Annotated in this window: 9 protein-coding genes; 5 read left to right on the forward strand and 4 right to left on the reverse strand. The window is 41.1% G+C overall.

The features are described 5' to 3' along the window. Positions 1-13: 13 nt before the first annotated feature. Positions 14-1,192 carry an imelysin family protein gene (locus BACPLE_RS14115; protein WP_040313303.1) on the reverse strand — a complete coding sequence of 393 codons (1,179 nt, stop codon included), beginning with the start codon at positions 1,190-1,192 and terminating at the stop codon, positions 14-16. Between the two features lie 30 nt (positions 1,193-1,222). Next, positions 1,223-2,587 (reverse strand): hypothetical protein, encoded by a 1,365-nt coding sequence (locus BACPLE_RS14120; protein ID WP_007563138.1) that lies wholly within the window; start codon positions 2,585-2,587, stop codon positions 1,223-1,225. 646 nt (positions 2,588-3,233) lie between these two features. Between BACPLE_RS14120 and BACPLE_RS14125 the strand changes: the two genes are divergently transcribed. From BACPLE_RS14125 to BACPLE_RS14145, 5 genes are all read left to right on the forward strand, one after another. Next, positions 3,234-3,911 carry a hypothetical protein gene (locus BACPLE_RS14125; RefSeq protein WP_007563139.1) on the forward strand — a complete coding sequence of 226 codons (678 nt, stop codon included), beginning with the start codon at positions 3,234-3,236 and terminating at the stop codon, positions 3,909-3,911. Between the two features lie 28 nt (positions 3,912-3,939). Further along, complete coding sequence (locus BACPLE_RS14130; RefSeq protein ID WP_007563140.1) at positions 3,940-4,818, forward strand: DUF4384 domain-containing protein; 879 nt, start codon at positions 3,940-3,942, stop codon at positions 4,816-4,818. Between the two features lie 18 nt (positions 4,819-4,836). Further along, positions 4,837-6,312 carry a hypothetical protein gene (locus BACPLE_RS14135; protein WP_007563142.1) on the forward strand — a complete coding sequence of 492 codons (1,476 nt, stop codon included), beginning with the start codon at positions 4,837-4,839 and terminating at the stop codon, positions 6,310-6,312. 22 nt (positions 6,313-6,334) lie between these two features. Then, positions 6,335-8,443: a WD40 repeat domain-containing protein gene (locus BACPLE_RS14140; RefSeq protein ID WP_007563143.1), complete on the forward strand. Its 2,109-nt coding sequence runs from the start codon at positions 6,335-6,337 to the stop codon at positions 8,441-8,443. A gap of 84 nt (positions 8,444-8,527) precedes the next feature. Then, positions 8,528-11,320, forward strand: a complete 2,793-nt coding sequence (locus BACPLE_RS14145; protein WP_007563144.1) for a caspase family protein — start codon at positions 8,528-8,530, stop codon at positions 11,318-11,320. 455 nt (positions 11,321-11,775) lie between these two features. Here the strand turns inward: BACPLE_RS14145 and BACPLE_RS14150 are convergent, their stop codons facing one another. Both BACPLE_RS14150 and BACPLE_RS14155 read right to left on the reverse strand, forming a co-directional pair. Then, the gene (locus BACPLE_RS14150) at positions 11,776-12,936 is read right to left on the reverse strand and encodes a sodium ion-translocating decarboxylase subunit beta (RefSeq protein ID WP_007563145.1); all 1,161 of its coding nucleotides are present in this window, start codon (positions 12,934-12,936) and stop codon (positions 11,776-11,778) included. A gap of 2 nt (positions 12,937-12,938) precedes the next feature. Further along, the gene (locus tag BACPLE_RS14155; RefSeq protein WP_007563146.1) at positions 12,939-13,367 is read right to left on the reverse strand and encodes a biotin/lipoyl-containing protein; all 429 of its coding nucleotides are present in this window, start codon (positions 13,365-13,367) and stop codon (positions 12,939-12,941) included. Between the last annotated feature and the right edge of the window lie 13 nt (positions 13,368-13,380).

Raw genomic sequence — 13,380 nt, forward strand, 5'->3', positions numbered from 1 at the left:
TTTATCTTCATGCTTAATCTACCGTACGTGCTTGTCCGTCTTTGAACAACAGGAATTCCAAAGTATGGAAACCACGTACATTCTGTGCGGCAGAAATGGCTTCACTGTCTTCTGAGTAGTCGCCACTCCATTCCATCTGGCTGTAATCTCCTGAATTCAGGATGTTCACGATGGCAGCCTGGTCAAGCGGCCAGCTGTCCATGTTCGGGTCAAGTCCCTGATCTGCTACCGGACCAAACAAGAAAGCCTCACTCTTTTCCCATGGTTCACGGGCAGTAATCCAAGCATCACAGGCATCCTTGAAAGCCTGATTGGTTGGGTTGGCTGCCAGCGTATTCACCTTGTCATACAAAGTAGCTACTCTGTCTTTCAGGTCTGAATAAGTGGGTAATACCACTACATCCACGTAGTTCTTTACCACCGGACTCAGCACAGCTTCCGACAATGCATCACAAGCCGGTTTTACCTTATCTTTCAACAAGACACTCAGTTCACTGCAGGCTTCCTGAGCCGCCAGACTCTGTTCGCTGTTGATATGGTTACGGAACGGTTGCGGGATGGCTAAAATCTTATCGTAAGCATTCTTGATAGCCAACAAAGTATTATCTGCCAGTTGCTGCTGCCCGTTGCTCACCAATACCGTGTACAAGGATTGCGTGGCCACCTGAGTTTTATCAATAGCAGCTCCACTAATCAAAGCCTCACTGCGCACACCACAGAAAGCATTACAGATAGATACGATGTTATTGGAATAGTCTTCGCGCGAGTGCCAGCTATACCAGGATTCTACTGCATAGAGGGCTTCTGTTACCTTCCCTGCCTGGTATTTGGAATACGGGTCACCGATTTTTGTTTCTCCCACCTCATTGGCAATATCTACACAACCGTCTATCACTTGCTGCACGCAAGAACCTGCACTGTTGAACGGTGCCTCATGATTTTTAAAGGTCACGGCATAACTTTCACCTCCCTTGTAACTGGTAGCCCAATAGCCATACAAGTCGGAAGCATCTTTACGAAGTAAGGTAACCACTGCCTTCATGTAGTTGTTCCAGCTAGTCGCGTTTTCCGACGTATAATCAATGTTGGCCGCATCGGTCGGTTCTGTCGGTGTGTCTTCGTTACTGCACGCTGTCATCGAAAAGGTCAGCCCCATTGCCAAGGCTGCCGCATAAAAGAAATTCTTTTTCATATACATAATAGTTTTTTAGGAGTTAATAAATCATTTCTTGAAAAACCAGCCGATGTAGGCCAAGCCAATGGAAAACTCATTTTCACTGGTATACGGTCCGGTACCGAACATCTTTCCTGTACCAATCTGACGGGTAGTATAGTCTGCCTTCACCACCAGATTAGGCAAAGCAAACCAATTCAATCCGGCCACCCACATGCTGACCTTGTTACGCAAGTCCATGGTCTGCCCGGCTTCTCCTTTTTCTTGCGGATTATAGTATTCATAGCGGGCAAACGGATAAATCACAGGAACTTTGGGATTGTGATTGAAAATGGAACGCAGGTTCACACCCACCTCTCCGGCATAACTGACTGCATTTTTAGCTACCGGAACCACGCGGCTGTAAGAAGCATTGTTCGACAAACGGACATTCTTGCTGCTAATAAACTTTGAGTTGCTCAGGTTACCATAGACCATATTGGCACGTGCAGTCACATAGTCATTCTTGTACTGCAAGTCGCCTGAATAAATCCGTAACGGTGCTTTCTGTCCCTCGTAGAAATTGGGTTTGTCGGAATTACCTGCCGTATTGGCACAATAATAAAAAGAACCTCCTACACGCAGTCCCGGCACTCCACGGTAATCTACACGAAGCACATACCCAGGAGAATTGAAATTATCTTCCTCAAACAAGCCCTGCTTACCGCTGGCAACCCAAGTATTCCGGTCGAATCCGTTGGCATTCAGTCCGGCCACCACCAGCACCTGATAGTCGAAAGTGGCATATCCTTTTCCCAACGTACCGAAAAACTCAATACCCGTTTCATGCCAGGTAGAAGGCAAGATGGTGGTTTCACCCTCCGGTCGCACTGTACCGAAGAAATTAATCGGCTCGTGATGTGCATTGGTCAGTCCCACCGGCACAATCATGTGTCCCGCCCGCACATTGAAAGCCGGATGAATAAGACGGGTGATATGAAACTGCTCCAAGGCCACTTCTCCCCCTTTTTCCATTTCCGTTTCATATTCGCCGTTTTCCGAGTTCTCCAGCTCCATGGCAGCCCCTGTTCCTCCGGCTTCAAATTCGATTTCTGCGCTCAGAATCCATTTCGGAGTAAACTTATAATCCATTGCCAGCACAAAGCGTGGAATAGAAATCGTGTTCCGATGATCACGGGTGTTTCCATTGGGATTACCGTAATAACGATTGATGCCATAATCCTTAAAACTGGCCACAGCTTCTCCATAGCCTCCCAGACGGAAACGGGTATATTCGTCATTGTCCGTATACTGTTTGCGTGCAGCTACATTTCCGTGTACTTCAGCCACCTGCACCGAATCAACTTCACTGGCCGAAACAGCTCCTACGGCACAGCAAAGAGCGGTTAAAAATAAACTAACTTTTTTTTTCATTTCTCTGCGATTTTTGAACACCGCAAAGGTATACTACACAAAAAAGGCTATCAATACCTAAAAATTACGAAAATTAGAAATTAAAAAATCCCCACTTATAAGTAGAAGACAAGTCTTCCACATCCCAATAAGTAAAGTGATAAAACTTATTGACCTAACGCTTCTTTCACAAAAAACAACCGATTTTTTACATTTCCTAAAAAGTTGTTTAGTTGCCGACTTGTATACCTAAAAAAGAGTAGCCAAAGAATGCCAGCATCCCCCCATTTTAAACAACGCATTTATCCCAAAGAATAATCCTCAAAGTAGTTTTTATGTTTCCGGCATACCAACCTTATGTTTCCAGGTCGAAAGACTTAGGGTTCCGTCTCAAGAAACTTAGGTTTTCAATAAGAAAAACAAAGATTACTTCTCTATAAACTTCTTATATTGAACTTACGGTACAGTATTTAACTGATTTAGGGTTATAGGTCACAGCAAAAACTGTACAAATCGACAAATAATGTAACTTAAATAGACAGAACTTTTTGTATATTTGACAAAAAGAAACATTTTTAGGATAAAAACAAATTCTAAAAGTGATAATTCATTATCTTTGCACCCCGGAAAACGTTTAAAAAATCATTATCACTAAATTATCTATTTTATGAAAAAAGCAGTATTACTATGTCTCAGTTTAATTATGCTGTCTATTTCTTCTGTTTTTGCACAAGACAAAACAGCAAAAGAAATCATGGAAGAAAGAAAAGAAATAGCCAAGCTTTCTAAGAAAGCATTAAACGAAAAAGCTACCAAAGAAGCTCGTAAAGAAGCTAAAAAACTAAAAAAACAAGGATGGCAAATTGCTCCGGGAGCACTTCCACTAGAAAAACAGTTAGATAAATCTTACCTCATGCAATATGAATACGACGAAAACGGATATCAGAAATTCTTAATGGGGGAAGCTATCAGTACAGGAGAAAATTACGATGGAGCAAAAATGCAGGCAATGGAACTAGCCAAACAAAATCTGGCAGCACAGGTTCAGACAGAAATGACAGCTCTTGTAGAAAATCAAGTAGCAAACTCACAGCTTTCAGCTGAAGATGCTTCTTCTGTTACTAAGAGTATCATGGCAAGCAAGAATCTTATTTCACAAAGCATCGGACGCACCATCGTTGTAATGGAAGTATACCGTACTTTAAGCAACAAGAATAAAGAAGTACTTATAAGAATTGCATATAATAGCGAAATGGCAAAACAGGTTGCTAAAAATGCCATCCGAAAATCACTTGCAGAAGAAAGCAGCAATCTGAGTGAAGAACTCAATAACCTCCTGAAATAATCAGTGCTATTATAAGATTTCTTCTTCCATGAATTTTGCTATAACAAAAAGGATTTTTTCCTTAATAATACTTCTTGCTTTACCACTTGCCTTCTATGCCCAAAAAGCAAGGAAGGTTTGTGGTGAATACATTTACTATGTACCTACTAATCAGTCACTGGAACAAGCCAAGAATATAGCTTTGGACAGAGCGAAGATCAAGGCTTTAGCTGATGAATTTGGAACCATAGTAAGCCAGACCAACTCTACAGTTCTCACGAATGAGAATGGAAAGACAGACAACCGCTTTTTCTCTTTAAGCGGAAGTGAAGTAAAAGGTGAATGGCTTGAAAATGACGGGGAACCACAATATGAAATCTTGTACGAAAAAAATATGCTGATTGTGAAATGTTCAGTATGTGGTAAAGCACGAGAAATAAAAAACTCGTCTATTAACTTCAAAGCCACAATTCTGAGAAACGGAACAACAGAACGATTTACTAGCAGCGAGTTTCACGACAATGATTTCATGTATCTTCTATTTCAAACACCGGTAGATGGCTATGTAGCAGTCTATCTCATCGATGAAACCCCTACAGCCTATTGCTTGCTGCCTTATCAGAATGACAGCGATGGACAACAGATTGTAAAACACGGGAAAGAATACATATTTTTCTCACCTGAAAAAGCTTCAGAAGAACTGAATCTAGTTGATCAATACTCTCTGACTTGTTCAGGTTCCGTAGAGCACAATCAGATTTACGTGATATTCTCACCTAACCCGTTCACAAAAGCAACTGACAATGCAGGTGCCAAGTACTTGCCAAGACAGTTAAGTTACAAGGAGTTCACGGAATGGCTATCCAATTGTAGAAAGCTCGACCCCAAAATGAGCATTAAAGTATTACATATGGAAATACGTCCGTAATAATTAATTCTTGAAACAATGATGAAGAGACTTATTATCTTATCTATTAGTTATATATTTCTCTCACCCATATACGCACAAGAAAAAAGTCCAGAAGAAATATTCAGGGAATTTAAGCAGCAACAGATAGCAAGCTACAAAGACTTTCGAAAAGAGGTCAATAACCGATATACTGAGTTTATGAGAGGAAAATGGGACTGGTTTAATTCCGAAAGTTCCATTGAAGATATGGAAAATAAGGTAAAGCCTATGCCGGCACCTTCAGCTCCAGACGAAAAAGAAATCAACGAACTCAAAAAAGCTTTTTTGGAACATGGCAAGGTAATAAGCATACATAAAAAAAAGAAAGCACAACCTATGCCACTCTCCCCCATAGAAGAAACGATTCAGAGGGACGAAGTGTTCCAGTTTTATGCTTACGGTACCCAAATGAAAGTAAGAATAGGTACGTCTTCCAAATACCAATTAAACGGTACTACAGAAAATGACGTAGCTGACATGTGGATGCATCTATCGGACAAAAGCTTCAATAATCTCATTTACGATTGCCTGCAACTGAGAAAAGAACATAATCTGTGCGACTGGGCTTATCTTAACACATTAAAAGAACTAAGTCAAGCATATTATGGTGAGAACTCTAACGAAGCCGTGGTTCTACAGACCTTCCTGTTCAATCAATCCGGATATAAGACCAGAATAGGACGTTCCAGATCTAATAAGCTGTACATGATGATTGCCAGCCCCAATACCATATACGGTAAAGCTTATTTTAAAATAAAAGATGACGCATTCTATCCGCTGGATTATAAAGAAACCGGACTCTATATTTTTGCACATGAATATCCGGGTGAAGAGGGATTAAGTTTGAGCATTGATAAAGAGCAGCTTTTTGATATAGCAGCATCAGATGTACACAAAATAGAATCTAAAGCTGCCGACTCTTTACATATTGATATAAAGTTCAATTCGAACTTAATGAATTTTTATCACTCATATCCCCAGTCACACATCAATAACGATGAAATGACAAAGTGGACTATTTATGCCTCTACCCCAATAAGCGAGTCGGTTAAAAAGCAATTATATCCCGCGTTACGAAGTAAAATTGAAGGTAAAACCGAAACAGAAGCAGCCAACATATTAATTGGTTTCGTACAAACAGCTTTCGAATACCAACTGGATGAGGTTGTGTGGGGACAAGACCGGCCATTCTTCCCTGAAGAAACGCTGTTCTATCCATTCAGTGACTGTGAAGACAGAGCTGCCCTATTCAGCAATCTCATAAGAGACTTGCTTGGACTTGACACTGTACTTCTCTACTATCCCGGACATCTGGCTATGGCTGTCAGATTCAATAGCAAAGTGGAAGGAAAAACTCTTTTAATAGACGGCAACGAATACACATACTGCGAACCAACGTGTAGCAGCTATGCACCCGTAGGATGGTGCCCTACGCAATTGGCATCTACCAAACCTGTGATAATAAAATATTAAAGAAAACATAAAACCAATCATTATGAATAAATACAATTCGCTTTTCAAGAACAAAAAATTTATTGCATGTTTTATTGCTGCAGCTTTAGGCAGTGGATTAGCTTCAGCACAAGTTAAACGAGCAAAAGATTTTCCGGCACAGAACACTATATCCACATTTGACAATACAACTTTCTGCGTAGCATACCTGTCAGGTGGAAACCTGTTGACATTAAGAGACAGACCTGTCACAATTTACAACAAGTTAAGTCAATTGGCTTTCAATCCAACAGGAAGTTCTATTGCTGTAGCAAGACCAGGAAAAGAAATACGCATCTATTCTTTCCTGAGAAAAGATAAAAGACTTTTCTCTCTGAAAGAAAAAAGAAAAGAATACAAGGATGCAGAAACCACCAGTATGTGCTACTCGGCAAATGCCAGATATTTCATTGCTGCAACTTCTGCAAATGAAATCATCATTTACGATACGAAAGAATACCTGCCACAAGCTTATATAAAGACTAACTCACCAGCCTCTTCACTGGAAATGAGTTCCAACAATTATTTTATTGCCTCACAACACGAGAATGAAATTGATATATGGAACTTCCAGACCAAAGAACTCAGAACAAAATTAGAAATAGAAGGTCAAATCACAGGAGATGCCTTCTCTAAAGATGCTTCACTTTTTGCTGTTACTACCGACAAGAAGGGACTGATGATATACGACACCAAAACCTGGACTCTGAAACATACGTTTGACAGCATCTCGGGACAACTGAAAAATCCGTATTTCCATCCAGATGGCAAATACATTGCAGTAGTAAAAGACAACAGTAAAATTGTCATAATGAACCTGAAGAACAACAAGATTGAGCAAGAAATCGAAAATGAGAACAGCAACTTGATGCAATTTAAGTTCTTCACAAATAATCAAACTAAAGACGTGTACGGCCTCTCCGGAGAAAGCAAATCTATCGTTTTCTGGGATGCTAACGGATTAAACCCATTTTACGGCAAACTGGTAAGCAGTGAAGTAGATGCCAAGATGAATGAATGGGTAAAAATGATGCAGGGAGAATCAATGGAAGAATATGCTATTCGTGTAAATGATGAAACACGAATGAAACAGCAAATATTGTTCGAAAATGAAGCAGCAACAAGATTAGCTGGTGATAGAATCTCGCTTGAAAATCCATTCATTGGCAACTATGATGCAACCAACGGTATGTTGAACGTAGGATTTAACACCATGTCTCCTATTGCCATCGAGGTACCGGTAGAAGATTTGGGATCGTTCAAGGACAGCAAAGACCTTTCATTTGATAATGCCGTATATTACCTGAATGACAATGATGAATTCGAGCTGGCTTACGTAGAAGTGAAAAATGAAACGACCAACAAAGTCTACATTTATGATAACCTTGGAAGAAAGAAAATGACAAGTATTCAGGATGACAGCAACTTTGTACCTCTTGAAATTATGCAGCAAGCCAGTCAGGAAGAAGCTAAACTGGAAGCTATCAAGAAAGATGTAGTTGAACAGAACAAACAAGATCAGCTCATCACCGACAATACACAGATTAATGTCAAGACAGAAGTTATTCCTGACGTAAATGCCAATGGAGAGAAAATCTTAAATTACAAAGTGGGTTATCAGTATGAAGTAATCAACAAAGAGTTCTCTGCAAAAGAAGACTTCCCTTCTGGTGGATATGATATCCAAAGTTCAAATGCTGCAATGTCTTTGATGAAAATCATCAAGAATGCATTTGAAGGAGAATTTGCTTCATATCTGGGTGAAAACAAACAAGTGAAGATTGTAATTACAGGTTCAGCTGACGCTAGTCCTATCAGAAGCAAAATTGCCTATAAAGGACAATATGGCGAATTTGTTGATGAACCGTACTACAAAGATGGAAACCTCGACAATATTACGGTAACAAAGGAAAGCGGAATTACCCAAAATGAACAGCTGGCATTGCTGAGAGCTGCAGGCGTAATGGACTATGTAAAGAATAACATTACGACTCTAAAAAACACAAACAACGAATTTGAATATCACGTAGAAGTAGCAAAAGAACGTGGTGGTGAATATAGAAAAATCAACATTGAATTTGTTATTGTAGATGCATTTCCTGCTACAAAATAATTAGGGGAAAGACTATAACTACATATAAACGACAGAAGAACTGAAAGCTTTTTCCGGTTCTTCTGTTTTTAACTTTATTAAGCGATGAGAAAAATTCTATTTTTATACACAATAGCCCTCTTTTCTCTTTTAAGTGTACAAGCGCAAGACGCAGGCAGTGCCTACAAAAGAGCAAACCAGCAATATGTGCTTTTCGAAAGCGAAAGAGACAAAGGAGCCAATGCAAACAGTATGTATACCTACCTGTTGGAAGCATACAACAATTTCATACAGGTAACTAAAGAACAAAACAATGCCAGTTACATCAATGGAACTAAAAACAGATTACGTTCCATGTATCCGTATCTTCTAAATGCCGCATTGTACTATTACGAGCAAAAGGAAACATCCAAGGCCCTCGACTTCGCATCAGCATATATCGACATCCGATACATGCCTATGTTTAGAAGCGAATTGCTACCTAAGGACGACCGGTATAACTCTGTAGTCTATTTTGCAGCTGTATCCGCTTTTAACATGAAAAAACTTGATGTTGCCAAAAGATATTTCAATATTTATTTGGAATCAGGTGACAACACACAAGAAAAGGACTGCTTTGTATATCTGAACATGATTTACATGAGTCAGAAGAATTATGCCGAACAAGAGAATATTCTGGAAAAAGCGATCAGCAAATACCCTGTTTCGCTCGACTTTCTGTATAACCTGGTAAATGTCCATATTGCAACCAACAATATGCCCAAACTGCTGAATACCATCGACAGAATTCTGACCATTGACCCCAATAACCTACAGGTGCTCCCTATCAAGGCACGCATTCTGGAAAAACAAGGCCAGAATATCGAAGCTCTTGATATATATAAAAGATTATATGCGCTGGCACCCAATAATTTTGAGTTGCTCACCGGATTGGCCAGAGCAAACTTCAATGTAGCTACTAAAATAGTCAATGATGGAGCCACTATCGCCAGTGATACCGAATATGCATTGGTAAGACAAAAGGCATCGACTTATTTAATGGAAGCCCAGAAACTGTTTTTAGAAATCCTGAAACAGAAACCTGATTCCAAAATGTATATGCAAGGACTTGCCGGGGTATATCAGTACATGGATATGACCAGCGAATATGAAGTCTTAAATAAAATCATCTCCGACGGAGCTTCGTTTACCACATTTGAGCCCAGACTGCTGGCCTACAATGAAGCACTCAAAAAGACAGAAACCATAACAGACAATTCCAGCTCAACTCCTGTTCCATTGGAACCAGCTCAACTTGTTATCCGAGTAGACAGTTTTATTGATGGTAACAATAACAAAGTGATTGATGCCGGCGAAAGTTTTGCTGTAAGATTCACCATTGCGAACAAAGGAAAAGGAGATGCTTACAGTATCCGTATCAGATTATCCGAACAACAAGGATATGACCAATATTTCGATGGTCCTAGAGAGTTGGATGGAGGAAATCTGCCTGCTGGAACATCTAAAGAATATACCTTCAGATATTTGGTTAAAAAGGAAATGCCTACAGCCTTAACCAAAATCAATATTTATGCATTCGAAGCAAACGGATTTGATGCAGACCCGTCAGAACTTATCGTCAATGCACAGGAATATGCTATGCCAAGACTGAAAATAGCCGACCATCAGTTCTTCGCATCAAACGGTTCATCTATTACATTGGGTTCTAATGGTAAACTGACCATTGCACTTCAGAACTTCGGTACTAAAACGGCACGCAATGTAAAGGTCAACTTCACACTGCCTAAGAATGTGTATACAACAGACTCTCCGGAAATGCTGATTGACAGTATCGCTCCTGGCGAAGTTGCCACATTAGATTACGGTTTCCTGGTAAACAAACGATTTGCAGAAGATTCTGTAGCCGTTATGCTGACAGCTGTAGAAGAAACTCAGTCTTCACTCATCAACGAAGCTTACAAAGTAAAAGTGGGTGAATATCTTACTGCCGCAAATTCTATTAAAATCAACGGTAAACTGGCAAACCGGAAAGTCAACCTACAGGATTTTCAATTGTCATTTAAGAGTGAACTGCTTGAGGGTATCCCAGAAGGTGCAGTCAACAACCACAGATACGCACTTATCATTGGAAATGAAGATTACAGTATGACTGGAGCAAATGCCGAAATCAATGTACCATACGCGGTAAATGACGCAATGATATTCAGAGAGTATTGTGTACGAACTTTCGGAATACCGGCAAGTCAAATTAAAGTGATTCCTAATGCAACAGCCGGTATGATGCATGAGCAGCTAGACTGGCTACTGAATATGGCCAGCACTGATCCGGATGCAGAACTATTCTTCTACTACTCCGGACACGGAAATAATGATGAAGCTACCAAGCAAGCTTATCTTCTTCCTGTCGATATTACCGGAAAAAACATCCACCTAGGTATATCTCTAGCCGACTTATATCAGAAACTTGCCACATACCCTGTTAAAGGAGCTTATGTATTCTTGGACGCTTGTTTCAGCGGTGGATATAAGAGTGCTGCCCCACTTATCGCCCAAAAGGGTGTACGTGTAGTTCCTAAATTAGGCATGCCACAAGGCAATACTATCAGTTTTTCATCCAGTAGCGGTGACCAGACTTCAAGTGTATACCATGATAAGAAGCAAGGCTATTACACCTATTACTTGCTAAAGACTATCAAGGACTCCCACGGAGACATCACCATGCAGGAACTGTTCGACAAGACAAACGCCGAAGTAAAAAAAGCTACCGCATTACTTGGCAAGATGCAAGAGCCACAATATATTGTATCTCCTACATGGAAGACCTGGGGCGCTATTCAGCTTAAAACTCCAGAAACAGAAATCCATGTTGAAAATCCGGACAGTTTACTTAACCAATAAAACTATATTATATTGTGGGATTAGCATAAAACCACAATAGCAAAAAAACCCGCCATTGAGAATTAACATCAATGACGGGTTTCTTTTCAAAATAGTATGTAGCAATAATCAGCCAAGACAGATACGTTCCCTACAATAATACTTAAAGTAACGGAAAACACCAGAATGGAACATAGAAAAAAGTATTAAGCTAGATAAAAACATTCTATAACTTTATCTAAGAACAGACTTCCATTTTACCTCGGCACGAACGTGACAATACCTCGACACGAACGTGACGAGCTCTCATCAGCAACGTGTCAAGGTCTCGGCACGAACGTGTCAAGATATTTTTATAGAAACGCCTTGTAGAAAATGAACAAGTCAAAAGACATTGCTTCAACTGAGCTATACCAAAACAACAGGGGGATGCATTATGTGTGAAATGCATCCCCCTGTTCTGATATCGTAATCTTTTAAATCAGGAATCCCAGCAAGATACCGGCAGCGACTGCCGAACCGATTACACCTGCTACGTTCGGACCCATGGCGTGCATCAACAAGTAGTTGCTTGGATCATATTCCAAACCTACTACCTGAGAAATACGGGCTGAGTCGGGCACAGCAGATACACCAGCATTACCGATAAGCGGATTAATCTTATCACCTTTCGGAAGAATCAGGTTGAAAATCTTTACGAAAATCACACCTGAAGCTGTAGCGATAACGAATGACAAAGCACCCAAACCGAAGATTTTCAGAGAATCCACAGTCAGGAACTCAGAAGCCTGAGTAGAAGCTCCTACGGTAAGTCCTAACAAAATGGTAATGGTGTCAATCAGCGGACCACGGGCTGTTTCAGCCAGACGACGTGTTACACCACTTTCCTTCAACAGGTTACCGAAGAACAGCATACCCAACAAAGGCAGACCGGAAGGAACCAGGAAGCAGGTCAACAACAAACCTACGATTGGGAACATCACCTTTTCTGTGTGTGACACGGCACGAGGTGCTTTCATGCGAATCAGTCTTTCCTTCTTGGTAGTGAGCAAACGCATGATAGGCGGCTGTATCACCGGCACAAGGGCCATGTAGGAATAGGCCGACACGGCAATGGCTCCCATCAGGTTAGGTGCCAGCTTGGATGAAAGGAAGATAGCGGTCGGACCGTCGGCACCACCAATGATACCGATAGCTCCAGCCTGCATCGGGTCGAAGCCCCAAGCCAAGGCAATCATGTATGCACCAAAGATACCAAACTGTGCTGCCGCCCCAATCAGCATCAGCTTCGGATTGGAAATCAGGGCCGAAAAGTCGGTCATGGCACCAATACCTAAGAAGATAAGGGGCGGATACCAGCCGGACGTGACTCCCTGGTACAAAATGTTCAATACGGAACCCTCCTCATAAAGCCCGACTTTCAATCCGGCCTCCATATTGAAGGGAATGTTACCAATCAAGATACCGAAGCCGATAGGAATCAGCAACATCGGCTCAAATTCTTTTGCCACGGCCAGATAGATGAAGAATATACCGACCAGAATCATCACCACATGCTGGAGCGTGGCGTTATGAAAGCCGGTATAGGTCCAGAAATCGGCCAGGTTATTCTGTAAAAAACTAGCAAATTCTCCCATAATTATTCAATGATTATAAGGTCTGTACCTTCGAGTATTGATTCTCCCTTGCTCACCTTGATGGCGGTTACCTTACCGTCACGGTCGGCCTTGATGTCGTTTTCCATCTTCATGGCTTCGAGCACGAGCAATGTCTGTCCGCGTTTCACGGTATCTCCTTCTTTCACCTTGATTTCCAGAATAACACCCGGAAGCGGAGACTTGATACCCGACTTGCTGCCTGCCACAACCGGACGGCTCACTGCTGGAGGAGGAGCTGCCGGCGTAGTAGCTGCCGTACGAACTACCGGTTTGATTTTCGGACCGGCTTTCTTTTCCAGTTCCACGGTATACGCCGTTCCGTTTACTTCTACATGTACATTATTGTCTTCTATGTCTCCCACGGTCACCTTGTAAAGATTTCCGTTAATTTTATATCTGTATTCTTTCATGGTTTTCGTTATG

Origin of the sequence: Phocaeicola plebeius DSM 17135 (genome assembly GCF_000187895.1) — a bacterium.
Taxonomy (GTDB): Bacteria; Bacteroidota; Bacteroidia; order Bacteroidales; family Bacteroidaceae; genus Phocaeicola; species Phocaeicola plebeius.